Annotated in this window: 27 protein-coding genes and 3 pseudogenes; 11 read left to right on the top strand and 19 right to left on the bottom strand. The window is 53.7% G+C overall.

From position 1 onward, the window contains the following. Positions 1-64: 64 nt before the first annotated feature. Both ACGS9J_RS05770 and ACGS9J_RS05775 read right to left on the bottom strand, forming a co-directional pair. The gene (locus ACGS9J_RS05770) at positions 65-175 is read right to left on the bottom strand and encodes a LuxR C-terminal-related transcriptional regulator (protein WP_442230071.1); all 111 of its coding nucleotides are present in this window, start codon (positions 173-175) and stop codon (positions 65-67) included. Positions 176-216: 41 nt separating this feature from the next. After that, on the bottom strand, positions 217-462 hold the full coding sequence (locus tag ACGS9J_RS05775; protein ID WP_442230072.1) for a response regulator: 246 nt from the start codon (positions 460-462) through the stop codon (positions 217-219). A gap of 115 nt (positions 463-577) precedes the next feature. Here ACGS9J_RS05775 and ACGS9J_RS05780 point away from each other — a divergent pair, with 115 nt between their 5' ends. Both ACGS9J_RS05780 and opgB read left to right on the top strand, forming a co-directional pair. Beyond that, positions 578-730, top strand: coding sequence for a CDP-alcohol phosphatidyltransferase family protein (locus ACGS9J_RS05780; RefSeq protein ID WP_442230073.1), 153 nt, complete (start codon positions 578-580; stop codon positions 728-730). 307 nt (positions 731-1037) lie between these two features. Beyond that, on the top strand, positions 1038-3332 hold the full coding sequence (gene opgB, locus ACGS9J_RS05785; RefSeq protein WP_442230074.1) for a phosphatidylglycerol--membrane-oligosaccharide glycerophosphotransferase: 2295 nt from the start codon (positions 1038-1040) through the stop codon (positions 3330-3332). Positions 3333-3441: 109 nt separating this feature from the next. On the opposite strand, the pseudogene ACGS9J_RS05790 reads toward opgB, so the two are convergent. Both ACGS9J_RS05790 and ACGS9J_RS05795 read right to left on the bottom strand, forming a co-directional pair. Then, a pseudogene (locus ACGS9J_RS05790) lies at positions 3442-3582 on the bottom strand (tail fiber assembly protein); the annotation flags it as partial. 134 nt (positions 3583-3716) lie between these two features. Further along, positions 3717-4005 (bottom strand): annotated as a pseudogene (locus tag ACGS9J_RS05795) (hypothetical protein); the annotation flags it as partial. Here ACGS9J_RS05795 and ACGS9J_RS05800 point away from each other — a divergent pair. Further along, positions 3993-4280, top strand: a pseudogene (locus tag ACGS9J_RS05800) (molybdopterin dinucleotide binding domain-containing protein); the annotation flags it as partial. The pseudogenes ACGS9J_RS05795 and ACGS9J_RS05800 overlap by 13 nt on opposite strands. 78 nt (positions 4281-4358) lie before the next feature. On the opposite strand, the gene ACGS9J_RS05805 reads toward ACGS9J_RS05800, so the two are convergent. After that, positions 4359-4913: a DUF3251 domain-containing protein gene (locus ACGS9J_RS05805; protein WP_442230075.1), complete on the bottom strand. Its 555-nt coding sequence runs from the start codon at positions 4911-4913 to the stop codon at positions 4359-4361. Positions 4914-5099: 186 nt separating this feature from the next. Between ACGS9J_RS05805 and nrdR the strand changes: the two genes are divergently transcribed. From nrdR to pgpA, 6 genes are all read left to right on the top strand, one after another. Beyond that, positions 5100-5549 (top strand): transcriptional regulator NrdR, encoded by a 450-nt coding sequence (gene nrdR / locus ACGS9J_RS05810; RefSeq protein ID WP_004949256.1) that lies wholly within the window; start codon positions 5100-5102, stop codon positions 5547-5549. Positions 5550-5559: 10 nt separating this feature from the next. Next, positions 5560-6669, top strand: coding sequence for a bifunctional diaminohydroxyphosphoribosylaminopyrimidine deaminase/5-amino-6-(5-phosphoribosylamino)uracil reductase RibD (gene ribD / locus ACGS9J_RS05815; RefSeq protein ID WP_442230076.1), 1110 nt, complete (start codon positions 5560-5562; stop codon positions 6667-6669). A gap of 119 nt (positions 6670-6788) precedes the next feature. After that, positions 6789-7259 (top strand): 6,7-dimethyl-8-ribityllumazine synthase, encoded by a 471-nt coding sequence (gene ribH, locus ACGS9J_RS05820; protein WP_012005513.1) that lies wholly within the window; start codon positions 6789-6791, stop codon positions 7257-7259. A gap of 20 nt (positions 7260-7279) precedes the next feature. Next, a complete protein-coding gene (gene nusB / locus ACGS9J_RS05825; RefSeq protein WP_020825472.1) occupies positions 7280-7696 on the top strand; it encodes a transcription antitermination factor NusB in 417 nt (138 codons plus the stop codon). A gap of 53 nt (positions 7697-7749) precedes the next feature. Then, a complete protein-coding gene (gene thiL, locus ACGS9J_RS05830) occupies positions 7750-8733 on the top strand; it encodes a thiamine-phosphate kinase (RefSeq protein ID WP_442230077.1) in 984 nt (327 codons plus the stop codon). A gap of 1 nt (position 8734) precedes the next feature. Continuing rightward, the gene (pgpA, locus tag ACGS9J_RS05835; protein ID WP_442230078.1) at positions 8735-9229 is read left to right on the top strand and encodes a phosphatidylglycerophosphatase A; all 495 of its coding nucleotides are present in this window, start codon (positions 8735-8737) and stop codon (positions 9227-9229) included. Positions 9230-9275: 46 nt separating this feature from the next. Here pgpA and ACGS9J_RS05840 read toward each other — a convergent pair whose 3' ends face one another. The 4 genes from ACGS9J_RS05840 to xseB form a co-directional block, all read right to left on the bottom strand. Next, complete coding sequence (locus ACGS9J_RS05840; RefSeq protein WP_442230079.1) at positions 9276-10250, bottom strand: aldo/keto reductase; 975 nt, start codon at positions 10248-10250, stop codon at positions 9276-9278. A 106-nt stretch (positions 10251-10356) separates the two neighbouring features. Further along, entirely contained in the window at positions 10357-12222 is a 1866-nt protein-coding gene (dxs, locus tag ACGS9J_RS05845; RefSeq protein ID WP_442230080.1) for a 1-deoxy-D-xylulose-5-phosphate synthase, read from the bottom strand. A 34-nt stretch (positions 12223-12256) separates the two neighbouring features. Then, entirely contained in the window at positions 12257-13177 is a 921-nt protein-coding gene (gene ispA, locus ACGS9J_RS05850) for a (2E,6E)-farnesyl diphosphate synthase (RefSeq protein WP_442230081.1), read from the bottom strand. Positions 13178-13182: 5 nt separating this feature from the next. After that, positions 13183-13446, bottom strand: coding sequence for an exodeoxyribonuclease VII small subunit (gene xseB / locus ACGS9J_RS05855; RefSeq protein ID WP_261251693.1), 264 nt, complete (start codon positions 13444-13446; stop codon positions 13183-13185). A 232-nt stretch (positions 13447-13678) separates the two neighbouring features. Here xseB and thiI point away from each other — a divergent pair, with 232 nt between their 5' ends. After that, complete coding sequence (gene thiI, locus ACGS9J_RS05860) at positions 13679-15127, top strand: tRNA uracil 4-sulfurtransferase ThiI (RefSeq protein ID WP_442230082.1); 1449 nt, start codon at positions 13679-13681, stop codon at positions 15125-15127. 30 nt (positions 15128-15157) lie between these two features. Here thiI and yajL read toward each other — a convergent pair whose 3' ends face one another. Further along, positions 15158-15748 (bottom strand): protein deglycase YajL, encoded by a 591-nt coding sequence (yajL, locus tag ACGS9J_RS05865; protein WP_442230083.1) that lies wholly within the window; start codon positions 15746-15748, stop codon positions 15158-15160. Beyond that, positions 15711-16622 carry a 2-dehydropantoate 2-reductase gene (gene panE, locus ACGS9J_RS05870; RefSeq protein WP_442230084.1) on the bottom strand — a complete coding sequence of 304 codons (912 nt, stop codon included), beginning with the start codon at positions 16620-16622 and terminating at the stop codon, positions 15711-15713. The genes yajL and panE overlap by 38 nt, the downstream gene beginning before the upstream one ends. 167 nt (positions 16623-16789) lie before the next feature. Here panE and ACGS9J_RS05875 point away from each other — a divergent pair, with 167 nt between their 5' ends. Continuing rightward, complete coding sequence (locus tag ACGS9J_RS05875; RefSeq protein WP_442230085.1) at positions 16790-17281, top strand: YajQ family cyclic di-GMP-binding protein; 492 nt, start codon at positions 16790-16792, stop codon at positions 17279-17281. 160 nt (positions 17282-17441) lie between these two features. On the opposite strand, the gene ACGS9J_RS05880 is transcribed toward ACGS9J_RS05875, so the two are convergent. The 8 genes from ACGS9J_RS05880 to ACGS9J_RS05915 form a co-directional block, all read right to left on the bottom strand. Then, complete coding sequence (locus tag ACGS9J_RS05880; protein ID WP_020825483.1) at positions 17442-18806, bottom strand: MFS transporter; 1365 nt, start codon at positions 18804-18806, stop codon at positions 17442-17444. 347 nt (positions 18807-19153) lie between these two features. After that, positions 19154-20044, bottom strand: coding sequence for a heme o synthase (gene cyoE, locus ACGS9J_RS05885; RefSeq protein ID WP_442230086.1), 891 nt, complete (start codon positions 20042-20044; stop codon positions 19154-19156). 17 nt (positions 20045-20061) lie between these two features. Then, positions 20062-20400: a cytochrome o ubiquinol oxidase subunit IV gene (locus tag ACGS9J_RS05890; RefSeq protein ID WP_020825485.1), complete on the bottom strand. Its 339-nt coding sequence runs from the start codon at positions 20398-20400 to the stop codon at positions 20062-20064. Continuing rightward, positions 20397-21014, bottom strand: coding sequence for a cytochrome o ubiquinol oxidase subunit III (locus tag ACGS9J_RS05895; protein WP_442230087.1), 618 nt, complete (start codon positions 21012-21014; stop codon positions 20397-20399). Before ACGS9J_RS05895 ends, ACGS9J_RS05890 begins: the two co-directional genes overlap by 4 nt. Next, the gene (cyoB, locus tag ACGS9J_RS05900) at positions 21004-22995 is read right to left on the bottom strand and encodes a cytochrome o ubiquinol oxidase subunit I (protein WP_442230088.1); all 1992 of its coding nucleotides are present in this window, start codon (positions 22993-22995) and stop codon (positions 21004-21006) included. Before cyoB ends, ACGS9J_RS05895 begins: the two co-directional genes overlap by 11 nt. A gap of 4 nt (positions 22996-22999) precedes the next feature. After that, positions 23000-23947, bottom strand: a complete 948-nt coding sequence (gene cyoA, locus ACGS9J_RS05905) for a cytochrome o ubiquinol oxidase subunit II (protein WP_442230089.1) — start codon at positions 23945-23947, stop codon at positions 23000-23002. Between the two features lie 440 nt (positions 23948-24387). Continuing rightward, positions 24388-25866 (bottom strand): muropeptide MFS transporter AmpG, encoded by a 1479-nt coding sequence (ampG, locus tag ACGS9J_RS05910; RefSeq protein WP_442230090.1) that lies wholly within the window; start codon positions 25864-25866, stop codon positions 24388-24390. 53 nt (positions 25867-25919) lie between these two features. Further along, entirely contained in the window at positions 25920-26498 is a 579-nt protein-coding gene (locus ACGS9J_RS05915) for a lipoprotein (RefSeq protein WP_442230091.1), read from the bottom strand. Positions 26499-26769: the final 271 nt, after the last annotated feature.

Here is a 26769-nt window from a genome sequence, read left to right on the forward strand (position 1 = left end):
ACCGGCATTTTTTTGCCTGAAAATCGCTAATCCAGATCCGGCAAGCTCAGTTGGTTGAGTGAGTTCACCAGTTCTGCCAGGCTACCCGCCTGCATTTTTCCATCACGCTGGCCCTATGCACTTCGACGGTTCGCACCGCGATAAAGTGATGTTCGGCGATCTGTTTGTTAGTCATTCCTGCGGCTACCGCACGGGCAATATCGCGTTCGCGCGGTGTCAGCGCGCCGAAAAGCTGTTACCGTTGGCGTGACTCAACGTTGAGAATGGATAATGCAGTGCTCCAGTGCTCCAGTGCTCCAGTGCTCCAGTGCTCCAGTGCTCCAGTGCTTCAATCAGCGGCGTGGCGGCGATCGGTTTTTGTAGAAAATCAACGGCTCCCAGCTTCATTTCCTCCAAGGCCATGGCAATATCTCCGTGACCGGTGACGTTCACCACCGCCAGCGTACTATTTTGCTGTCGCAAGCCTTGATGGACCAGCTCCAAGCCTTAAATTTGTTGATTAATGTCAAAATCAGTGTGAGTGATAGTCATGTACAATATTTCTAGCCGTTTCGGCCACTGACTGGCTAGATGGTTTTTGGCCCGAAAGCTTAATCAGACGACAAAGTTCGGTGCATTTCTCGCCCCGGTAGCTGATAAAGTTCTGGTCACAATCGCACTTGTTCTCGCAGCCGAGCAAGTTAACTCATGGCTGGCCACCATTCCTGTGGTAATCATGATCGCCCGCTAGATTATCATTTGCGCTAAGGGAATGGATGGCTGTGCTTGGGAAACGAAGTGTGGTGAAGGTTTCATGGGTTGGTAAGGTAAGCATCATTGCAAGTGATATGCTTGACCGTCCTTCTGTGGCGAACTGGATTAACCGTGATGTCTATCGGATTGATTGTATTATACGCCTCAATCGCTTTAACGATATATTAAACTTATAGTTGCCTTGGCTCTGTAAAATATACGCCTGCAGGCCATTAACATAATTTAAATCCAACCACTGAAATGGTGATCTGTAAGCTTTAAACTTATTAATACGAGATTTTAAAATGCTAAGCTTGTTTGTTTCACTGGTTTTATTAGTTGTGTCATTGCTTTTCACTAGGAAGTTTTTATCACCGAATCTCACAGAGAAAATACTTGTCATTTTGTTGTGCGTGATAATATTGTTCATTAGTTTCTTCTATGTTGGGGCCAACTACTTCACAGGCGCAGGGATAAATGAATCTGTTGTTTACACTCTTCTCAGTGATATGAAGGGCGCTGGTGTTCAAAAATACATCCTCCCATTCTCAATGATGCTCATCACCTTCCTGTGCATGGTATTCATGATATATAAGGCTCTTAACGTAAAGAAAAAAACTCCAAAAAAAACAAGTAAAAAGAATACACTTAAAATATTCTTTGTTATTTTGGCTTCTGTAGTTATCAATCCAGGAGTGATTGGGATATATAAAATTTTCAATTCAAGACTCCACGAGCCAACAGATTTTTCCGAATATTATATTGACCCCTCCTCTCAGATTAAAAAACCAACAAAAAATATCATTTACATCTATGGCGAAAGCCTGGAGAGAACTTACTTTGATAAATCATGGTTCCCTCGCTTGACTGACGAACTTTCATCAATAAAGGATGAATCGTACGATTTTAACAATACCATCCAGTTGCCAGGTACTGATTACACAATTGCGGGTATCGTTGCTTCACAGTGTGGCATTCCATTGTTCGCCTCTTTCTCTGGCAATTCGTCTGACTCTCTGGCTTCGTTCTTCCCCGGAACAACGTGCCTTGGAGATATACTTAAAAAATCAGGTTATGAGCTCTACTTTTATCAGGGGGCAGATCTTGATTTTGGAGGGAAAAGATTATTTTTCCAGAATCACGGGTTTGACCATGTGTTTGGATTGCAGGAATTAGCTGGTAGCGTAACCGATAGTTCTTATGTGAACGACTGGGGTTGGTACGATGATACAGTCCTGGATCTGGCTTTTAAGCAGTACCAGGAGCTTTCAAAAGCTAACAAGCCCTTTGGTCTTTTCTTGTTGACTGTAGATACTCACCATCCTGACGGATTTGTTAATAAATCCTGCAGCAAAGATGAGTACATGTTTGATGCAAAATCCAACTCATCTATGTCAGCTGTTTTTTGCTCACAGGAGCAAATTACTAAATTCATAAACAAAGTAAGATCGTCACCTGAGTTTAAAAATACAATTATTGTTGTAACTTCGGACCATTTAGCCATGAACAACACCGCCTACGATGCGTTGATTACCCACCCGCGCAGAGACCTGTTCATGCTTATTGACAGTGACATTAATGCCCGAAAAGTTGATTTAAGCAAAGAAAGAAGCAGTCTCGATAACGGAGCGACGGTCCTGGATGCAATGGGCGGTGATTCACGTATTGGACTTGGGAGAAGTTCGTTTAAAAGCGAAACCCTTTATGATAAATTCCCGGACATGGCTGATAAAGTCAACTCATGGAAAAGCTCCGTTATTGCACTATGGGGATTTCCCAAGTCAATCAGCACATTCACTATTAATAAATCTTCGATGCAGATTGAGCTTCCAGAAACATCATTCAAACTTCCTGTCCTTCTTAAGATTAATAAGGAATCTGTAGAGCCTTATTTCGACAGGGATGTAAGTGAATCTTTAGCTGAGCAGTTATCTTATTTTGATAAGGGTAGTCAGTTCCTGTGGATTGATGATTGCTTTAGAATAACACATATTTTCTCTGATAAAATAGAGCCGGGGCTGTGCGTCGCTTATGGAACAAATGATGGTGGAGTATTCCTAGACAAGATCACTGGTGATGAAAGTAAATCCATCTATGACTTATCTAAGGCTACAAATTTCGATAAAAGCTTTAAAGATCGCATGGCTCAACTTCAAACACCTTTGCGCGAATTAAGGTACCCTGGTAACAGGATTGACTTTAGTTATCCCGGGATGCCTGAGTACGTAAAATCTATAACTGGCGTATCCCACCGAGAAGAATGGGGCAGATGGAGTGATGCTTCTGAAGGGAAGTCTGTAATCATTCAGACAAAATCTCCCCTTCCCGAGAATGTCAGCATCGAGCTTGAGGCTAGCGCCTATAAAGATGGCGATGGTGGATTGGTCGATATCAAGGTGGGAAATGAAAAAAAACGAGTTGATTTCAAAACGATTGGGAATGTTCAAGGCCTGTTTTTTGCCAACAGTGAGCACTCTGACGAGATAGAGATAACGCCTGTGCACCCTTCATCTCCCCTATCACATGGTGAGAGCGGAGATGCCAGAATACTGGGGATTGGTTTAAGAAATCTTGTTGTAAACAACATTCAACAGGGTTAGATATGTTTGACGCTTTAATTGTTGTGATTTTGTGCGCTATTGGTTTCGTAATATAAACAGCAATGATAATTGATTGAAAACGCAGGCCCGGTATATCCGGGCCTTTTAACTACTTAAATGCGGGTTTTTCAGGCCAATTAAGGTCAGGTGGTGACGATGTATCAACTCGATTCAGAAGCACTCGATATTTCTTCCACGCTGTTAGTTGAGACTGCTCATCTTCTGTGGCCTCACCTAAATCAACTGAATCCTAAAGAGGCGCAACAGCATTGGTAATTATTGAAGCGGGCTTTACGCATGGTGATATCCTCAGGGACATAATCAGTATGTCTGAAGATCTCTAAAAGTGAATGATTCGGTTTACTGGGATGCTCACACCATGACGGTGGCATCACCACCATCGACAATTGCTGAAAGGGAATGCTCCGGCAGCCCATACGAATTAACTGCGCCGGTGTCGTTCTCATACAACTTATGCCGTGCCACGCCATTAACTTTGGCCAGAACATCACCGACAGCATTCAGGGCGTGAGCGATGGCAGCGCCACGCTTTGAGCCTGCCTAATGCGCAATCCGAATCCTTTTCGACGGCGGTACTTACTCTGGCCATGTTGGCGTTCATGTCAGATGTCCAGCCGCGTGTTGGCGTGTTGATTTGGCTATGCGCTGCGGCATGGCGATCGGGTCAAGTTGCAGACTCCGGGAGGCAGCGTCGAGGCCCAGATCAGCCTGCTGGATGGCGTGATGCCTGGCGTTATTGCTATTGAGCATGGTTATGGCCATCGCGAGATGGGCGCGCGAATAGACACTCTGGATGGTCAACCGTTGGCCGCGGATGCGCGCATTGCCGTCGGCATTAACCTTAACGATCTCGGCTTGCTCGATCCGACCCGCGAAATCAGCAATAGCTGGCTGGATTGGGTCAGCGGCGCGGCGGTGTGCCAGGGGGGGGGCGGTAAGGCTGCAGCGGTTGAGCTAAGCGGTAGGCCCACGCTCGGTCAATATCGGGAGTGGGCATTCAAAAGGTTAGTGTTGAGGGACGGCGGCCGTAGTGGGCTCTACGCTGTGCAGACGCACATAGCCCAGCTGTTCCGGCGTCAGGCCGCTGAAACGCAGCTCGAAGCTGTGCTCTGTTTTAGGCAGCAGGGAGTCCGCGCTGGCGATCGGCTGTGAAAGCGCATCGGCCGTCAGCGGCTTGCCGGTGGCCGCGTCCAGTTGGCCCCATTCTACCACTGCCGTGAACGCCGGCAGGGAAGCCTGTGACAGGGTGCGAACGTGCAACAAGGCCTGGGTGCCGTTGGCTTCGGTTTTCACGTGGCTGAGCGATACGCTCAGTTCGCCGAGGCTGCTGTGCAGGCGGGCGGCATTATTGGCCGTCGGCACCAGATAGACGCCGCTGGTGGAATTTTGATTCAGCAGGTTTTGCTGTTCCAGCGCCGTGGCCTGTTGGGTCAGGGTGGTTAATTTTTGATTCAGTTCAACCACCTGATTACGCAGCTTCGGCACCTCGCGAGTTTGCGCACAACCTGCCAACAGCACCAGTGCGCTGAGCAGGCAAATTTTGGGGTAACGGTTTGTCATGGCGGGCATTTCCTATTCAACATCTCCTGTTATCAGCTTAGCCCGCCAGACGGGGAAAGTCATGTTCACTGCCCTTTGGGGGGCCATTTCGAAGAAGGGCTCGCAACAAATAACCGGCGGCCTTTGTTGTGACCGAACTTCGGGGTAAACTGTTCTTAACTATGAAAACGTTTATCAGGACGTGTTATGCATTGCCCTTTCTGCGCCGCCGTTGATACCAAAGTCATTGATTCCCGCCTGGTGGGTGATGGTTCGCAGGTGCGCCGTCGCCGCCAGTGTTTGGTTTGTAATGAACGTTTCACCACCTTTGAAGTGGCTGAGCTGGTGATGCCGCGGGTGATTAAAAGCGATGAAGTTCGCGAGCCCTTCAACGAAGATAAACTGCGTCGCGGCATGCTGAAAGCGTTGGAAAAGCGCCCGGTCAGCTCCGACGACGTTGAAAATGCGATCAACCACATTAAATCCCAACTGCGCGCCACCGGCGAGCGTGAAGTGCCGACCAAACTGGTGGGCAACCTGGTGATGGATGCGCTGAAAAAGTTGGATAAAGTGGCCTACATTCGCTTTGCCTCGGTTTATCGCAGTTTCGAGGATATCCGCGAGTTCGGCGAAGAGATCGCCCGTCTGCAGGACTAGGGGAGCTTTGATGCATAACGACGAATTGTACATGGCGCGCGCCTTCGAACTGGCGCGGCTGGGGCGTTTTACTACGGCACCGAATCCTAACGTCGGCTGCGTGATTGTGCGGGATGGTGAAATCGTCGGTGAGGGCTACCATTTACGCGCCGGTGAGCCACATGCGGAAGTGCATGCCTTGCGCATGGCGGGCGAAAAAGCCCGCGGTGCCACCGCTTACGTCACGTTGGAACCCTGTAGCCACCACGGCCGCACACCGCCCTGTGCCGATGCGTTGGTCGCTGCCGGTATCACTCGCGTGGTCGCGGCAATGCAAGATCCCAACCCGCAGGTCGCCGGTCGCGGTCTGTATAAGCTGCAGCAGGCCGGGGTGGACGTACGCCACGGTGTGATGCTGGCCGAAGCCGAGGCGGTGAATCTGGGCTTTCTCAAGCGGATGCGCACCGGTTTCCCGTATGTGCAATTGAAGCTGGGCGCCTCGCTGGATGGACGCACGGCGATGGCCTCTGGCGAAAGCCAATGGATCACCTCTGAGCAGGCCCGTCAGGACGTGCAACGGCTGCGGGCGCAAAGCGCCGCCATTCTCAGCACCAGCGCCACGGTGTTGGCTGATGATCCGTCACTGACGGTGCGCTGGGATGAGCTGGACGCCGCAACCCAAAGCCTGTATCCGCGTGAAAACCTGCGCCAGCCTGTGCGCATCATTCTCGACAGCCAAAATCGCGTTACGCCACAGCACCGGGTGGTGCATCAGCCGGGGGCCACCTGGTTGGCGCGTCTGCAAGCGGACTCTCAAACCTGGCCGCAGGATGTCGAGCAACTGACGTTCCCGGCGCACGGTGGTGGGGTTGATCTGGTGGTGATGATGATGCAACTGGCGAAGCGCCAGGTGAACTCCCTTTGGGTCGAGGCCGGTGCGCAGCTCGCCGGTGCCTTGTTGCAGGCGGGGTTGGTCGATGAGCTCATTTTGTACATCGCGCCAAAACTGTTGGGCGATAATGGCCGCGGTCTGTGTCAACTGCCGGGCCTTGAAGGTCTGGCCGATGCGCCGGAGTTTGTGTTCAGCGAAGTGCGGCAAATTGGCCCCGATTTGCGCCTGCGCCTGAAAGCAAAATACTGAATTTGATGTCCGCGCGCCGGGGCGGTCAGCGTTTTACAAAACCGCCCGCGCAGGCAGATAAAGAATGTGATAGAATCCGCCCCCCTGCGGGGTATTGAACCCATTTTTAAGGAAAGCCCATGAAAGTTATCGAAGGTGTTGTTGCTACTCCAAATGCCCGTGTGGCGATCGCAATTGCACGTTTTAACAATTTCATCAACGACAGCCTGCTGCAAGGTGCTATCGATGCACTCAAGCGTATTGGCCAGGTTGCTGATGACAACATCACCGTTGTCTGGGTCCCGGGCGCTTACGAGCTGCCACTGACTGCACGCGTGCTGGCTAACACCGGCAAATACGATGCGGTTATTGCACTGGGCACCGTTATCCGTGGGGGCACCGCGCACTTCGAATATGTCGCGGGCGAAGCCAGTTCCGGCCTGGGCAGTGTTTCTCTGAACACTGAAATCCCGGTTGCCTTTGGCGTGCTGACCACCGAGAGCATCGAACAGGCTATCGAACGTGCCGGCACCAAAGCGGGCAACAAGGGTGCTGAAGCTGCTCTGACCGCACTTGAAATGATTAATGTTATCAAAGCTATTAAAGCCTGAATTTAGTTAAGGGGAATTCCGTGAAACCTGCTGCTCGTCGCCGCGCTCGTGAGTGCGCTGTTCAAGCGCTTTACTCTTGGCAGTTGTCTAAAAATGACATTGCCGATGTTGAACACCAGTTCCTGACGGAGCAAGATGTCAAAGATGTGGACATCGCCTATTTTCGGGAGCTGCTGTCCGGCGTGGCGGTGAATGCAGGTCTGCTGGATGGCCTGATGGCACCTTACCTGTCGCGTCAGCTCGAAGAGCTGGGCCAGGTGGAAAGAGCCGTCCTGCGCATTGCGCTGTTTGAGCTGAAAATGCGTGAGGATGTGCCGTACAAGGTGGCCATCAATGAAGCGATCGAGCTGGCGAAAACCTTCGGCGCGGAAGACAGCCACAAGTTTGTGAATGGCGTGCTGGATAAAGCAGCACCAAGCATCCGCAAGAAAAAATAAAAAAATTAAGGCCGGTATCCCCGGCCTTAATTTCTTCTATTGGAATCTCGACCATGGCATGTGGCGAATTTGACCTCATTGCCCGCTATTTTGACCGGTTTAAGAGTCTGCGCCGGGACGTACAGTTGGGCATTGGAGATGACTGCGCACTCCTGACAGTGGCAGAAAAACAGCTTTTGGCCGTCAGTACCGACACCCTGGTTGCGGGCGTTCACTTCCTGCCGGATATCGATCCGGCCGATCTCGGCTACAAAGCGCTGGCAGTCAACCTGAGCGATCTGGCGGCTATGGGCGCGGATCCAGCCTGGCTTTCACTGGCATTAACCTTGCCGGACGTGAATGAACCCTGGCTGAAGGCGTTCAGCGACAGCCTGTTCGAACAACTCAATTATTACGGCATGCAGTTGATTGGCGGCGACACCACGCGCGGCCCATTGAGCATGACGTTAACGATCCATGGCCTGATCCCGGCCGGCCGGGCGTTGACCCGCGGCGGTGCGCGTATCGGTGATTGGATTTATACCACGGGTACGCTGGGTGACAGCGCCGCCGGGTTGGCCATCTTGCAGGATCGTCTGCCGGTGGCAGATGCCGATGCTCGCGATTACCTGATAGGGCGTCATCTGCGGCCACAGCCACGAGTGCTGCAGGGGCAGGCGTTGCGCGATCTGGCCAGTTCGGCGATTGATATTTCAGACGGTCTGATTTCCGATCTGAAGCACGTATTGAAAGCCTCCGAGTGCGGTGCACGTATCAATCTGGACGAGCTGCCGCTGTCGCAGGCATTAAGCAGTCACACCGACGCAGAGCAAGCGTTACGCTGGGCGTTGACCGGCGGTGAAGATTACGAACTCTGCTTCACCGTGCCGGAAATCAACCGCGGCGCGCTGGAAGTGGCGCTGAGCCATTTGGGCGCGGATTACACCTGTATTGGTCAGATTGGTCCGCTTTCCGAAGGCATCAAATTCTATCGCAACGATGAAGCGGTAGAGCTGCCATGGCACGGTTTCGATCATTTCAGTGAAGGGCAGGCGTAACATGGATGAAGCTACACGCCGCTTGCGGATGAGCAATCCGTGGCACCTGCTGGCAACCGGCTTCGGTAGCGGTTTGTCACCGGTGGTGCCGGGCACCATGGGGTCGCTGGCGGCCATTCCGTTCTGGCTGCTGTTGATCCAGCTGCCATGGCAGTTATATTCGCTGCTGGTGATGTTCAGCATCTGCATCGGCGTTTATCTGTGCCACCAAACGGCCAAAGATATGAAGGTCCACGACCACGGCAGCATCGTCTGGGACGAGTTTGTCGGCATGTGGATCACGCTGATGGCGCTGCCGGTCAACGACTGGCAGTGGGTCGCCGCGGGTTTTGTGATTTTCCGCATTCTGGATATGTGGAAGCCGTGGCCGATCCGTTGGTTCGATCGCAACGTGCATGGCGGCATGGGGATCATGATCGACGACATCGTCGCCGGGGTGCTGTCCGCCGGTATTATCTACCTGATTGGCCACCACTGGCCGGCTGGGCTGTTCTGATGACAAGGGCGCAGTTCATAATACTGCGCCCTTGATACTCACTGTATTATTCAAATCCTGTCACATGATGCGGCACATAAGCCGTTTCCAGCTCGGCTATCTCTTCCGGTGTTAATTCAAGATCGACGGCAGCGACGGCATCTTCCAGGTGCTCATGGCGTGACGCGCCGATGATTGGCGCACTGACGACCGGCTTGCTTAATAGCCATGCCAGAGCGATTTGCGCTCGAGATACGCCACGCTCCTGCGCAATACTGGCCACGCGTTCGGCGATGATGGCGTCGATGCCTTCGGTTTCATCGTACAAGTTTTTGCCGACCTGATCGGACACCAGCCGCGCAGTGGTTTCGCCCCAGGGGCGAGTCAGGCGGCCCCGTGCCAGTGGGCTCCACGGCAATACCGCGATGCCTTCGGCGGCACACAGCGGCAGCATCTCCCGTTCTTCTTCACGCTGGATCAGGTTGTACTGGTCCTGCATGCTGACGAAGCGCGTCCAGCCGTGTAAATCGGCGGTGTACAGCGCCTTGGCGAACTGCCAGGCGTACATCGAGGATGCTCCGATGTAGCGTGCCTTGCCGGCTTTTACCACCTCATGCAGCGCTTCCAGTGTTTCTTCCAGCGGCGTTTCATAGTCCCAGCGGTGGATCTGCAACAGATCAACGTAATCGGTGCCCAGACGTCGCAAGCTATCGTCGATGGACTGCATGATTTTAGCGCGCGACAGTCCGCGCTCCAGATTGCTCAGCGGGAAATAGACTTTGGTGGCGATCACCACTTCGTCACGGCGTGCGTAATCGCGCAGCGCCCGGCCGACGATTTCCTCGCTGCTGCCATCGGAGTAACTGTTGGCCGTGTCAAAGAAGTTGATGCCGGCATCCAGCGCCTGTTTCAACAGCAGACGGCTGCTTTCTTCCGGCAGCGTCCAGGCGTGGTTGCCACGGTTGGGTTCACCGTAGGTCATGCAGCCAAGACAGATGCGCGAAACGTTCAGATCGGTCTGGCCCAATTTCAGATACTTCATGCTTGTCTCCCGGTGTCAGCACAGAACTATAACTGTAGCGGATTTTCGAGGGGCAGAAATGAAAACGCCCCCGCAATGCGGAGGCGTTAGCCTGATGGCGCGGGGATTATTGCGCCAGCCAGACCTCAATTTTCTGCTGTATTCCGGCGGCATCCAGGCCCAGATCAACACGGACCTCTTCCTGACTGCCTTGTGAGACAAAGCTGTCCGGCAGGCCGATATTCAGCACCGGAACATTACGACGTTTGGCCATCAGCAACTCGTTCACACCGCTACCGGCACCGCCCATAATGGCGTTTTCTTCCAACGTGACCAGCGAGTCATGGCTGGCTGCCAGTTCCAGCACCAGTTGTTCGTCCAACGGTTTCACGAAGCGCATGTCCACCAGCGTGGCGTTGAGGGCTTCCGCTACCTGTGCGGCTTCCGGCAGCAGCGTACCGAAGTTCAGGATCGCCAGCTTTTCACCTTCACGGCGGACAACGCCTTTGCCGATCGGCAGCGCGCTGAGAGGTTCCAGCGGCGCGCCGGTGCCGGTGCCGCGAGGATAGCGTACGGCGCTTGGGCCTTCGTTATAGTGATAACCGGTGTACAGCATTTGACGGCATTCGTTCTCATCACTTGGCGTCATTATCACCATGGTCGGGATGCAGCGCATGAATGACAGATCGAATGCGCCCTGGTGAGTCTGGCCGTCGGCGCCGACAATGCCGCCGCGATCGATGGCAAACATCACCGGTAGCTTTTGGATGGCAACGTCGTGGATCAACTGATCGTAAGCGCGCTGCAGGAAGGTGGAGTAAATTGCCACCACCGGCTTGTAACCGCCAATCGCCAGCCCGGCGGCAAAGGTCACCGCGTGTTGTTCGGCTATCGCCACGTCAAAATATTGCTGCGGATAGTCGCGGGAAAATTGCACCATGCCAGAGCCTTCGCGCATGGCCGGGGTAATCGCCATCAGCGCGCTGTCCTTGGCGGCGGTTTCGCACAGCCAATCGCCAAAGATTTTTGAATAGGTCGGCAGGCCGCCGGCGCTTTTCGGCAAGGTGCCGCTGGCCGGGTCGAATTTTGGCACCGCGTGGAAGCTGATCGGATCTTTTTCCGCCGGTGCGTATCCGCGGCCCTTTTTGGTCATGATGTGCAGCAGTTGCGGGCCTTTCAGATCACGCATGTTTTTCAGCGTGGCAACCAGCCCCTGGACATCGTGGCCATCGACCGGGCCAATGTAGTTAAAGCCCAGTTCTTCGAACAGCGTGCCCGGTACCACCATGCCTTTCAGGTGTTCTTCGGTACGCTTGACCAGTTCTTTGATAGGCGGCAGGCCGGACAGCACTTTTTTGCCGCCTTCACGCAGGGTGGAGTAGAGCTTGCCGGACAGCAACTGCGCCAGATGATTGTTCAGTGCGCCGACGTTTTCCGAAATCGACATTTCGTTGTCGTTCAGCACTACCAGCATATCCGGGTCGATGTCACCGGCATGATTCATGGCTTCAAACGCCATACCGGCGGTGATCGCGCCATCGCCGATCACGCAGACCGTACGGCGGTTTTTGCCTTCGCGTGCCGCCGCTACCGCCATGCCGAGGCCGGCGCTGATCGAGGTGGAAGAGTGGCCCACCGACAACACGTCATATTCACTTTCTGCACGCCACGGGAAGGGATGCAGGCCATTTTTCTGGCGAATGGTGGCGATTTTGTCGCGACGGCCGGTCAGAATTTTATGCGGGTATGCCTGGTGACCTACGTCCCATACCAGATGATCGAAGGGGGTTTGGTACACATAGTGCAACGCCACCGTCAGTTCGACGGTACCCAGCCCGGACGCAAAGTGGCCACTGGAACGGCTGACGCTGTCCAGCAGGTATTGCCGAAGTTCGTCACACAGCTTCGGCAGGCTCTCTTTCGGCAACGAGCGGAGTTCATCGGGATTTTCCGCTAGCGCCAAGGTCGGGTATTTGGCTATATCAAGACTCATTCGATACTCATATCAGAGGAGTTAACGTCACACGTTAATTGTCGCGTTCAATAATGAAGCTGGCTAACGCTCGCAATGGCGCTGTGTTATAAGATTGTGCTGCCAAAGTGTCTAATGCAGCTAAAGCTTCCTGATAGAGATCCCACGCTTTTGCTTTCGCGCTGTCAAGCCCGAGCAAAGCTGGATAGGTGCTCTTTCCGTGTTGCTGATCCGCTCCCTGACGTTTACCGATTTTCTCGGTATCGCCGACAACGTCCAAAATATCATCATGCACCTGAAACGCCAGGCCGATCGCGGCGGTGTATCGGTCAAGCTGCGGCAGCGCGGCACGACCGGGTTCACCGGCGGCCAAGGCCCCGAGGCGGACGGCCGCGCGAATTAACGCACCGGTTTTGTGGCGATGGATCTGCTCCAACGCTTCCAGCCCTATTTGCTGGTCTTCCGCTTCGAGATCCAGCGACTGGCCGCCGCACATGCCGGCAACGCCGCTGGCGGTTGCCAGTTCGGAGACCATCGCCAGCCGATCGCGCAGCGCCACATCGGGCATGTCGGCATCGGCCAGGATGGAGAAAGCCAGTGTCTGCAGCGCGTCACCGGCCAGAATGGCGTTGGCCTCGCCAAATTTGATGTGGCAGGTTGGCTGACCGCGACGCAGATCGTCGTCGTCCATCGCCGGCAAGTCGTCATGGATCAGCGAATAGGCGTGAATGCATTCTACCGCAGCTGCGGGCGCATCCAAATTATTCAGTGATACGCCAAACATCTGCCCGGTGGTGTACACCAGGAACGGACGCAGGCGTTTACCGCCGAGCAGCGCACCGTGACGCATTGCCGCCACCATATTGCCGTCGTTGAACGGCAGCGGTGCGATGAAATCCAGCAGCGTGCGGTCGGCCCGCTGGCGCAAGGCCTGCAACTGGTCAGAAAAAGCGGTCTGTTGGACGATCTCGGACATGGTAATTACTCGGCATCCGGTGTGAAAGGCGCCAGCGCAGCATCATCGGCGCTGTCGTTAAGCAAAATTTGTACGCGTTGCTCCGCCTGCTGCAGCTTTTGCTGGCCCTGACGCGCCAATTGTACGCCGCGTTCGAATTCATTCAGGGCGTCTTCCAGCGGTAACTCACCCGATTCCAGACGCGTCACGATGTTTTCCAGCTCGCTGAGGGAGCTTTCAAAGCTGACGCTTTGCTCTGTACTGTCTGATTGTGCAGGTTTTTTCGGCATAATTTTCTTTTTACATCATCATGTGAGCAGTAGCGCCAGAGCCTATCCTAGCGGATCTTGATTAGCAAATCATGGCGCGCATGTGTGGTTTTGTGCACCGAGCGCCACCAGATAGTGGTATACTCTGCGCCGCAAATGCGATTGATAAAACATTCGGCAGCCCCGAGGGTTTTATCAATCGCATATACATTGTAAATCCTTTTCCCTCGTAATTCTGACAATAAAGACCGCCATGAAGTTTATCATTAAATTGTTCCCGGAAATCACCATCAAGAGCCAATCTGTGCGCTTGCGCTTTATCAAGATCCTCTCGACCAGCATTCGCAATGTCCTGAAGCAGTATGATGAAACACTGGCGGTCGTCCGTCACTGGGATCATATCGAAGTTCGCGCCAAAGATGAAAACCAGCGGCCGGTGATTGCCGACGCGCTGACGCGCATTCCCGGCATTCATCACATTCTGGAAGTGGAAGACCGCGACTATACCGATATTCACCATATTTTCGAGCAGACGCTGGAAGCTTACCGCGATCAATTGCAAGGCAAAACTTTCTGCGTGCGCGTTAAGCGCCGCGGCAAGCAGGACTTCAATTCGCAAGATGTGGAGCGTTATGTCGGCGGCGGTCTGAACCAGCACATTGAGAGCGCGCGCGTTAAGCTGTCGCATCCGCAGGTGACGGTTAACCTGGAAATCGAAGACGACAAGCTGATGCTGGTCAAAGCCCGCCGTGAAGGCATTGGCGGTTATCCGGTGGGGACTCAGGAAGACGTCCTGTCGCTGATTTCCGGTGGTTTCGACTCGGGCGTTTCCAGCTATATGCTGATGCGTCGTGGTTGCCGCGTGCATTACTGTTTCTTCAATCTGGGCGGCGCGGCACATGAAATTGGCGTGCGTCAGGTGGCTCACTACCTGTGGAACCGCTTTGCCAGCTCGCACAAGGTGCGTTTTATCGCCATCGATTTTGAGCCTGTGGTCGGCGAGATCCTGGAGAAGGTCGAAGACGGTCAAATGGGCGTGGTGCTTAAGCGCATGATGGTGCGCGCCGCTTCACAGATAGCTGAGCGTTATGGCGTGCAGGCTCTGGTGACCGGTGAGGCGCTGGGACAGGTTTCCAGCCAAACACTGACTAACCTGCGTTTGATCGACAATGCATCCGATACGCTGATCCTGCGCCCTCTGATTTCCCATGATAAAGAGCACATCATCAAAGTGGCGCGCGAGATTGGCACCGAGGACTTCGCCAAGACCATGCCGGAATACTGCGGTGTGATCTCGAAAAGCCCGACGGTGAAGGCGATTAAAGCCAAGATCGAAGAGGAAGAAGGTCACTTTGACTTCAGCATTCTCGATCGTGTGGTGAGCGAAGCCAAGAACGTGGATATTCGCACCATCGCCGAGCAGACGCAGGAACAGGTGACCGAAGTGGAAACCGTGGCGGCGTTTGGCGCTGACGAGGTGATCCTGGATATTCGTTCTAATGACGAGCAGGAAGACAAGCCGCTGAAGCTGGAGCAGGTTGAAGTGAAACCGTTGCCGTTCTACAAACTCAGCACCCTGTTTGGCGATTTGGACCAGAGCAAAACTTACCTGTTGTACTGTGAGCGTGGCGTGATGAGCCGCCTGCAGGCGCTGTACCTGATTGAACAGGGCTTCACTAACGTGAAGGTCTACCGCCCATAATTAATCCAGGGGGCGCAGTGCCCCCGTGATTTAATCGCGGAAATCGTACATCCCCGGTATCAACACCAACTGAGCGGCGATCTCCGCCGCTTTCGCCTTGCCCAGCAGCAAATCAATCAATTTCAGCGCAAATTCCATCGAAGTTCCCGGCCCCTGGCTGGTAAGCAGGTTAACGCGTGCATCGTACACCACACGTCGCTCCATCCATTTGTCGGTTGGGATTTGCTCTTTCAGCCCTGGGAAACCGGTCATATTGCCGATGGGGAACAGATCGTGGTGTTGCAGCACCAGCGCGGGTGCAGCGCAAATGGCGGCGACGATATTGCCTTGCAGGTGCATCTGGCGCACTTTCTCCACCAGCAGTGGGCTGTCGCGGAAGCATTCGGCCCCTTTCAGACCGCCGGGCAGTACGATGGCATCGAAGGGATCGTCGACAATGGACACCAGCGCCGCATCTGCCAGCAGCTTGACGCCGCGTGAACAGACGATAGTCAGGTCGCCATCGCCGGCTACACTGGCGGTGGTGACTTTAACGCCCGCCCGGACCAACAGATCTATCGTGGTGACGGCTTCGATTTCTTCGCTACCAGGTGCCAGGCAGACCAGCGCCGATACGCTCATATTCATTTTCCTTTCGCTTAATCAATTCAAACAGCCGCGCATTCTCTGGCAGAGTTACGCCATGGCTACGGGCGCGGCGCAACAGGTAGCCGGTAATGTAGTCGATCTCGGTATGCCGCTGGGTGCGGATATCCTGCAGCATCGAAGAGATGTTGTCCGCAGTGCTCTGGATCACCTCCATCACATACTGCTGTAAGCCTTCGCAGGAGGTATGGTAACCCTCCATCGCCATCACGCCGGCGACTTCACGACAAAGAGCCTCAATTTGATCCGGATAGCGCTGCAAATCGCCATTACGGCAGTTATACAGTGCCGTTAGCGGATTGATCACGCAGTTGACCGCCAGTTTGCGCCAATTCGCCGAGGCGATATTGTTGTGCCAGGCGACGTCTGGCAGGGCCTGATGCAGCACTTCCGCCAGGTGGCTGAGCGAGGTCGCCGCCGGGGAGGTCGGGCCGATATGGGTGGTTCCGCCGGCCACATGGATAATAGTGCTGCCGTCATGGCGCGCTGCATGGGTGGTGGTGCCCTGCAATATCGGTTGGTTGTTCGGCGGTAACTCATCCTGGGTGCCCATGCCGTTATGCAACAGCAGAATGGCACAGCGCGGATTTAGCTTCGGCAGCAGAGCGCTGACCGCACTGGAGACCTGCCAGGCTTTCAACGTCACCAGCAACAGTTCGCTCTGGGCCAAATGTTCGGGATCGTTGGTGGGCAAGTTACGGTTGAACGAGATGCCTTCAGGCTCAATGACGTTCACCGCGCAAAAGGGTTGCGGTACCCGTAACCATCCCTGTACGTCGTGGTCCTGCTGATAAAGCCGGGAGAGCCACAGCTGTCCGAGCGCGCCGCAACCAAGAACAGTTATTTTCATCCAAACTCCTTGGGGTAACGGGAAGACCGCTCAATTTCTGTCATATAATTATAGACTTTTCTGCTGTTCGGCGGGGCCGGCAAATTTTGTCTGAGGCGCTAAAGCGGTTATCATGCTCGGCATCGAAATCGCCTATCGCATTAGGCTCTAATTCAGGAGGAAGAAGTATGCCATCTTTCGACATTGTTTCCGAAATTGATATGCAGGAAGTGCGTAACGCCGTTGAGAACGCCACGCGCGATCTCGGCACCCGTTGGGATTTCCGTAACGTGCCGGCCAGCTTTGAGCTGAACGAAAAAAACGAAAGTATCAAGGTTGCCAGCGAATCTGATTTTCAGGTGCAGCAACTGCTCGATATTCTGCGAGAAAAGCTCAGCAAGCGCAGCATTGACGGCAGCGCGCTGGAGATCCCGGATGAGCTGACCCACAGCGGCAAAACCTACAGTGTGGAAGCCAAGCTGAAGCAGGGTATTGAAGCTGCCCAAGCGAAGAAAATCGTCAAGCTGATCAAAGACAGCAAGCTGAAAGTGCAGGTGCAGATCCAGGGGGATGAAGTGCGGGTAACCGGTAAATCACGCGACGATCTGCAAGGCGTGATGGCGCTGGTGCGCGGTGCCGATCTGGGGCAGCCTTTCCAGTTCAAAAACTTCCGCGATTAAGGTTTCATTAGCACCGACAAAGCCAGTTATTAGGGAGAGCGTGCCGAAGGGGTCGTAGCAGCCTTGGCTGCCGGAGCGCCCCTCGGTGCGCTAGGCCCGGGTATCTCGGGCTAAAAACAACTTTATTATCAAACGTGGGCCAGCTTGCTGGCCCTTTTCTTTACAGCGAATTCACCAGGGCTTCCAACTGACCGCGGTTGGTTTGCTTGGTATCGACCTTCACGTAGGCGCTGCGTTCTTCTGGCACCACAATCGCTTCCGCCACGCCCGGCTGGGCCTTCAGGCGGCTTTCCAGCGCCGAATCTTTCACTGCCAGTTCCGACAGCGTAATACGCAGGCTGCTTACGTAGGGCGGTTCCTGCATGGTGCTGCTGACCATGAACCAGATTGCAGCCAGTACCGCTCCGGCGATGAAGACCAATCCGGCACCCTGCAGGCCATACAGAAAACCGCCCAGGCTGCCGCCAATCGCCACACCGATAAACTGGCTGGTGGAGTAAACCCCCATAGCCGTGCCTTTGTAGCCCGCCGGCGACTCTTTGCTGATCAATGAAGGCAGGATTGCTTCCATCACGTTAAACGCCATAAAGAACAACTGCACGCCGGCAATGATGCCCCACAGATGCGCACCGGACAGCCACAGCAATACTTCCGCACAGAACAGTACCGCCACGCAGCCCATGAACACCTGTTTCATGCGGCGCTTCTTCTCGGCATAAATGATAAAAGGCACCACGGCGGCGAAAGAAACCAGCATGGTCACCAGATAGACGATCCAGTGTTCGCTGGGGGCCAAACCGGCTTTTTCCATCGCCAATGGCAACGCGACGAAGCTGGACATCAACAAGATGTGCAGACACATGATGCCGAAATTCAATTTAAGCAGGCGGGAGTTGCTCAATACCTTGCTGAAACTGCCGCGCACGATGCTGGATTCACGGTTCAGCACGTGGCTGCTGGCGGAAGGTACGACGGCCAGAGTGATGACGATACCGGCCAATGCCAGCACGGCAATCATCCAAAACAACGCATGCAGGCCGAAAGCGTGGGTGACAATGGGGCCGACCACCATGGCGATGGCGAAGGTAATACCGAAGCTGACACCGATGAAGGCCATCGCCTTGGTGCGGTTCTGTTCCCGGGTCAGATCTGACAACAGCGCCATCACCGCCGCGGCGATCGCGCCGGAACCTTGCAATGCCCGGCCGAGGATCACTCCCCAGATGGAATCGGTGGCGGCGGCAATTACGCTGCCCAATGCGAAAATTAACAGTCCGCCGACAATCAGCGGTTTACGGCCTATACGGTCTGAAATCAGGCCGAAGGGGATTTGGAACACCGCTTGCGCCAGGCCGTAAATGCCAATGGCGATGCCGATCAGCGTTTCGCTGGCGCCGTTCAACGCCATACCGTAGGTGGTCAGTACCGGCAGCACCATAAACATGCCAAGCATGCGCAGTGAGAATACCGTTCCTAATCCCCAGGTCGCCCGTCGTTCCAGCGGGGTCATTGCATTATCGTTCATTCAAACCTCATTAAAAGCCATTCCGTCAGGCTATCGGTGATAGCGCCTGATGGGATAGCTTCTGTTAAAACTGCGTCATTTTAGTGTGAAGGGCAGGGGGGGTAAATCTAATGTTGTTTAGCAGATATTACAGTTCGTTGGTTTTTCTGCGAGACAAATAAAATGGGCCGCTAAGCGGCCCATAGAGAGCGGACAAAGACCTCAGTAGCTAGTAGTAATGCATTGAGTACTAATAGAAACAAAGGATTATATCTCTGCCTTGCCCCAAACATCCGAAAATCCCATTTTTCGGGTGTTTGTCATCAATTTAATGGGCCGCTAAGCGGCCCATTCACAGACGATTTGGCTTACCAGACGTAAGTCATCAGCGTTTCCGGCGAGGCCGAAGCACTGAAGTCGATAGACATCATCACGCTCAACGAGGTAATGGCAACAATCGAGAACACAAACAGTTTGCGTGCCCAAACGCTGTCATTTTCGGTTTTGTAACCACGCAGCGCCATACCCAGCCACCATACACTTACCGCCGCAGCGACGATCAGGTATTTGTAGCCGGCATAGCCGCCCAGCGTCAGCATCAGTGTGGCAACCATAAACGCCACGATGTAGACAGTGATGTGGTTCTTCGCTACCGAAATGCCTTTGACTACCGGCAATACCGGAATGTTGGCCGCCTGGTAATCTTTAAAGCGGAAGATGGCAATCGCATAGGAATGCGGCATCTGCCACAGGCTAAAGATAGCCAGCAGGATCAACGCACCGGCATCGAACTCGTTGGTCACTGCGCAGTAACCGATAACCGGCGGCGCAGCGCCCGACAAGCTACCGATCAGCGTGCCGTATACCGAGTGGCGTTTCATGTACAGGCTGTAGACGCCGACATAAACCACAAAGCCCATCACCGCCAGCCACATGGCCAGCGGGTTGGCGCCAATATACAGCAACGCAAAGCCCGCAATACCCAGGGCGGTAGCGTAAACCAGGCTTACACTCGGCGCGATCAGGCCTTTAACCAGCACCCGATTCTTCGTTCTCTCCATTTTCTTGTCGATGTCGCGGTCAATGTAGTTGTTAAACACACAGCCCGAAGCGACAACCAACGAGACACCCACCAGGGTGGCGAGAAACAGGGGATAGTCGATGCTTCCTTTGGAAGCCAACAGGAATCCCCCGACGACAGAAATTAAATTGCCGAAAATAATTCCTGGTTTAGTTACTTGCAGGTATTGCTTAATCATCACGTGCAGCTCGACTCTTAACTGACCATCATATTGATGTTGAGGTTGTACATAATCCAGAGTGAACCCACAACAACGATACCGATGATCATAGCGGTGAACAGCAATGCCACCAGGTTCCAGCGCTCTTCCGATGAGGTATTCATGTGCAGGAAGTAAATCAGGTGAACAACTACCTGAATCACTGCCATGCCAACAACAACCGCCAGGATGGTGGAGTGAGAGGCGGTACCGCTCATCACCATCGCAAATGGAATCACCGTCAGGATGATCGACAGGATAAAGCCGATCAGATAGGTCTTGACGCTACCGTGGCTTGCGCCGCCGTGAGAAGTTTCATGGGATGAATGACTCATGACATAACCCCCAGCAGGTAAACAACGGTGAATACGCAGATCCAGACCACGTCCAGGAAGTGCCAGAACAGACTCAGACACATCAGACGGGTTTTGTTGGTTGAAGTCAGGCCGCGTTTGCTGACCTGGATCATCATGATGATGATCCAAACCAGACCGGTAGTTACGTGCAGACCGTGCGTCGCAACCAGCGCGAAGAAGCTGGACAGGAACGCGCTGCGATCCGGGCCATAGCCTTCAACGATCAGGTGATGGAACTCATAGATTTCCATCGCGACGAAGCCCAGACCGAACAGGAAGGTCAGGAACAGCCAGGTATTAACGCTGCTAACCTTGCCTTTGTTCATGCCGATCATCGCCATACCGTAGGTGATGGAGCTGAACAACAGCAGGAAGGTTTCAACCAGAACAAACTTCAGATCGAAGATGTCTTTGCCAGAGGGACCGCCAGCGGTCCCGTTCACCAGTACTGCATAAGTCGCGAACAAGCTCGCAAACAAAATACAGTCGCTCATCAGGTAGATCCAGAATCCGAAGACTTTGGTCTCTCCTGCGTCGTGGTGCCCATGCTCTGCATGGGCTGCGTTATGGTTAGTCAGAGTATCAGTTGACATGTTTCACGCCTGCTTTGCTGATTTGTTCATAGTGTTGGTTCTCAATGCGCTCGATCTCATCAACCTGCACATAGTAATCAACATCTTCATCGAAGCTCTTGGCAATCCAGGTCACGATCATACCTACGAAGGCAGCGATCGCCATCCACCAGATGTCCCAGATCATCGCGAAACCAAATACCAGACTGAAGCCAGCAATAATCACACCGGCGCCGGTATTTTTCGGCATATGAATCGGCTCGTATTTCGCCGGTTTCTTATAAGCTTCGCCTTTTTCTTTCATGTCCCAGAATTCATCACGGTCGTGAATCTGCGGCACTACGGCAAAGTTATAGAACGGCGGTGGAGACGAAGTAGACCACTCCAGCGTACGAGCACCCCATGGGTCACCGGTCAGGTCACGGTTCTGCTCGCGGTCACGCACACTGACGAAGACCTGAATCACTTGGCACAGGATACCGCAGGCAATCAGAGCCGCGCCGCCAGCCGCTACCAGCAGCAGTGGGTGGAACTCTGGGTTGATGTTCTGGCTGATACGACGAGTCATACCCATAAAGCCCAGAGCATACAGCGGCATAAAGGCAACGAAGAAACCGATGATCCAGAACCAGAACGCCCGGATGCCCCATTTTTCGTTCAGCGTGAAGCCGAAGGATTTAGGGAACCAGTAGGTCAGGCCAGCGAAGCAACCGAACACCACACCACCGATGATAACGTTATGGAAGTGGGCAATCAGGAACAGACTGTTGTGCAGCACGAAGTTCGCACCCGGCACGGCCAACAGAACGCCGGTCATACCACCTACGGAGAAGGTGATGATGAAACCGATGGTCCACAGCATTGCGGAGTTGAGCTGAATGCGGCCCTGGTACATGGTGAACAGCCAGTTGAAGATTTTCACCCCGGTAGGGATGGAAATGATCATGGTGGCGATACCGAAGAAGGCATTAACGTTCGCGCCGGACCCCATGGTAAAGAAGTGGTGCAGCCATACGATGAACGACAGAACGGTAATCGCGATGGTTGCCCATACCAGTGAGGTATAGCCGAACAGGCGTTTTCTCGAGAAGGTCGCGGTGACCTCGGAGAACACACCGAATACCGGCAGAACCAGGATATACACCTCTGGGTGACCCCAGGCCCAAATCAGGTTGATGTACATCATCATGTTGCCGCCCATATCATTGGTAAAGAAATGGGTACCCAGATAGCGATCCAGGGTCAGCAACGCGATGGTTACGGTCAGAATTGGGAAAGAAACGATGATCAGGACGTTAGTACACAGCGCCGCCCAGGTGAACACCGGCATCTTCATCAGAGGCATGCCAGGAGCACGCATCTTCAGGATGGTGGCGAAGAAGTTCACACCGGTCAACAGGGTACCAATACCTGAGATCTGCAGACTCCAGATCCAGTAATCGACCCCGACGCCAGGACTGTATTCCTTGCCCGACAGCGGCGGATACGCCAGCCAACCCGTCTGCGCGAATTCACCTACCCCCAGAGAGAGGTTGATCAGCACGACACCTACCACGAAGAACCAGAAGCTCAGGGAGTTCAGGAACGGGAAGGCAACGTCACGCGCACCGATTTGCAACGGTACCACCACGTTCATCAGACCGACCACGAAAGGCATCGCCATGAAGAAGATCATGATAACGCCGTGAGCGGTAAAGATCTGGTCGTAGTGGTGCGGCGGCAGGAATCCGGCCTCGCCGGCAGACGCAAGCGCCTGCTGGCTACGCATCATGATGGCATCGGCAAAACCACGCAGCAACATAACCATTGCCACGATGATGTACATGATACCAATTTTTTTATGGTCGACCGAAGTCAACCAATCGCTCCATAGCCATTTCCACTTGCCGAAATAGGTTATCAGCGCCAGCAGTGCCAGGCCCCCAATAACAATTGCAGCAACGGTGACCATGATGATCGGTTCGTGGTACGGAACCGCATCAATCGTTAATTTTCCCAACATCAGTTTATTCCTCGGCTCCGGCGTGAGCATGTTCACCCATGTCCATACCCTGGCTCATGTCCATACCTTCGTGCGCGGTAGCGCCTTTGTGCATGTTCATATCGCCCATGAATTTGCCAATAGTTTCTTTGAACAAATTCGGTTTGACACTGGAGAAGTACTCGACCGGGTTGTTTTCACTCGGCTCTGCCAGTTTGTTAAAGTCGCTGGTGGCGTTTAGGTTATTCGACGATGCTTTCACCTTGGCAACCCATTGATCGAAGTCGCCTTCGGTTGGGGTGACAATGGCGGTGAATTTCATGCCGGAGAACCCGCGACCGCTGAAGCTGCTTGAAATACCGTCGTATTTGCCTGCTTCATTGCCGATCAGGTGCAGTTTGGTCTGCATCCCGGCCATCGCATAAATCTGCCCACCTAACTGAGGAATAAAGAACGAGTTCATTACCGAGTTAGAGGTGATCTTGAATTCGACTGGAACATCTTTCGGGAAAGCCAGCTCATTAACTGTCGCAATGCCTTGTTCCGGGTAGATAAACAGCCATTTCCAGTCGAGCGACACCACTTCGATCGTCATCGGCTTCTTGTCAGTGACAATCGGCTTGAACGGATCCAGTTCGTGGGTAGTCTTCCAGGTAATGGTGCCAAGGATGGCGATGATAATGATAGGAATGGTCCAGACGACCGCTTCGATCTTGTTGGAATGTGACCAGTTCGGACTGTATTTGGCGTCTTTGTTGGAAGCACGGTACTTCCAGGCAAAGGCGAACGCCATAAAGATAACTGGTACCACCACGATCAGCATCAAAGCGATTGCAGTGATAATCAGTGTCCGTTGCTCAACACCAATTGCTCCTTTGGGGTTCATCAATACCATATTGCAACCACTGAGCATTACAGTGGAGGCAATTAATGACAACATCCCAATACTTTTATTGTATTTCTTAAGTCTCATCTAACGACCTCAATTACAAAGGCTCTATTGTCGTTTCATGTGTGCGGGCATTTTACGGGAAGGTTGCAGTACTGTAAACATGCTTAAGGGAGTGTCAGCGCCTTGTTGACACTTTCTGTTAAGGGTGTCACAGATGTCACGCTGCGTGACAATTTACTAATGGCAACAACGCGTTGGCACGCTGAATCGTGCCGGGCAATTCGTATGTTAAGGAAAACTAAAGGTATGATGAATCTTGCAGGTAAAAACGCTTTTTTGAAATACGAATGAAAGGTTTATTTAATGTAAAATAATTGTGTCTTAAAGGTGAATGTAATTTTATTTCCTGATCGCCACACTCGAATAAAAAAATAATTTGGGCGGGAATTATATTTTTTAACTAAATAAATACATCACACTGATGCATTTTTGCCGACCGGCACGATGGCCGGTCGGCGATATCAGGCCAGCTTGGTACGGCGCAGAGCCAGATAGTCCAGCAAACTGCCCATCGCGATGCCCACCAAACTCAGTGCGGCGCCCAGCAGCAGCAGGCGATCGGCCAGGTTCGGCAAGAGAGTCCAGTCGAGAGCGTTAGTGATCAGCAGAACCAGCCACAGGCCCAATAATGAGCAACCCAAGGTCAGCAGACGCAACGCCCAGCGGTAAAACTGGCGAAATTCGGTGCGCGGCATGAAGTCATCGGTGCGCTGAGTATATTCCAGCGTCTGGCGGCACAGGTGCAGCAACAGCAGGCCGGGCACGGCGGCGATGATCGAGAATAAATAGAACAGCGGCCAGCCGTGCGCTTCAACAAACCAGCCGGCAATTGGCCCGACATACACCCGCCCGACGGCAGACAGCGCTGACAGCAGGGCAAATTGGGTGGCGGAAAATGACTTGTTGCACAGGGTCATCAGCAGCGCGACGAAGGCCGCGGTGCCCATGCCGCCGCACAGGTTTTCCAGGAAAATGGCGCTGCCCATGGTCATGATGTTTTTATCGGTAACCGCCAGGATCCAGTAACCCAGATTGGAAACCGCCTGCAGGATGCCGAACAGCATCAGGGCGCGGAACAGACTGAGGCGCTGCATCAGCACGCCGCCAAACAGTGCGCCGACGATGGTGGCGAACAGGCCGAGGGTTTTGTTGACCAGCCCGACTTCGCCGGCATCGAAGCCGACGCCGCGGATCAGGAAGGTGGTGCTCAGGCTGCCGGCAAAGGCGTCGCCCATCTTGTACATCACGATCAGCAGTAAAATCAGCCAGGCATTGTTACGCGCAAAGAAATCACGCAGCGGGGCGACGACGGCCTGCTCCATGGTGCGCGGTGCCGGAATGCTGTCGTCGGGTTCGGGGGCCAGCAGGGTGGCGGCAATGCCGATCAGCATCAAGCCGGCCATCAGCCAATAGGTTGACTGCCAGCCGAGATAGCGGTCCGCCAGCCACAGCGCCAATCCCCCGGACACCAGCATTGCCAGCCGGTAACCCAGTACCGAAACGGCGGCACCGGTGCCCCGTTCTTCGGCGCTCAGCAGATCGGTTTTATAGGCATCAAAAACAATATCCTGCGATGCAGAACAGAAGGCTACCAATACCGCTAATGCCGCCAGCCACCACAGATGCTGTGCCGGCTGCATAAAGCCCATTGCCACAATCGACACGACCAGCAACAGTTGGCTGATCAGCAGCCAGCCGCGCCGCCGCCCGAGAAATGGCGGGGTGTAGCGGTCCATAAAGGGTGACCACAGGAATTTGAACACATAGGCCTGACCGACCAGCGAAAAAATGCCGATGGTTTTCAGATCGATGTTTTCGACGGTCATCCAGGCTTGCAGCGTGCCGGAGGTCAGTGCCAAGGGCAGACCCGACGCGAAGCCCAGCAGCAGGAGGATGGCGGAATTACGCTGGGTAAAGATGTTCAGATACTGTTTCGACATGAGTTCCCTGTCTGCACCGCCCGATGATCCGGGCGGCACATGGCGTTCGCGGATTAACGCGCGTTTTGCTTGATAAAGTCGTTGACGCTGGTGTCTTGCGCCATATCGGCAATAACGTCACCCAGCACGGTGTTGACCGCGTTAGTGATTTTCTCGTTGGTCGCCGTGAAGGCACCCTGCACGTTATAGGTTGAACGGTAGTTCTTCACCTGCTTGTTGCCGTTCTTCGCCTGGGCGGTAATCGAAATATCGGCCTTGGTGGTGATGTTGTAGCGCAGGTTACCTTCGGAGACGTCCGCATACAGATTATTCACCACGATTTGCAGGTCGACCGCGCCGTCGGCGCCAATCATGTAGCCGCGTGCGCCCATTTGTTTCTCCAGCACTTCCTGCAGCAGGAAGCGCAGATCGCGTGATGGCGTCAACGTGACCAACTGGCCGTCGCGGTTCACTTTCGCCAGCGCCTGATCTTGACGTTGATCCGCGCCATTAATGCTGATGGTCACGCCTTGCAGGGTCGGATCCTGCTGTGGCAGGACGATCTTCGGCGTCACGTTCAGGGTGTTGCTGCTAGCGGCACAGCCGGCCAGCATCAGTGCGGCCAACAGTGGAAGGCAAAGTTTTTTTAACATAGTTACTGTCTCATTCTCGATGGATTTTAAGCCGCCGCAAATTACCGATTTTAACGAAGCGGGTTTGAGCAAGCTTTCTGTAATAATCAGAGCGGGATAGCCAACAACAAATTGTCGACATCATAGCATCGCCGCCAGCCGGAGGAAGCGCAGAACGCACCGGAGTGACAAATTTTTACCTGCCGTTGATAAAAACATGCTTTTTTGGCCACCTCAATCAGATAAACCTCAAGCGGCGGCGGATGTTGGCCATTTTTTGCCCACAGGAAAG

Origin of the sequence: Serratia quinivorans (assembly GCF_052113645.1) — a bacterium.
Taxonomy (GTDB): Bacteria; Pseudomonadota; Gammaproteobacteria; order Enterobacterales; family Enterobacteriaceae; genus Serratia; species Serratia quinivorans_B.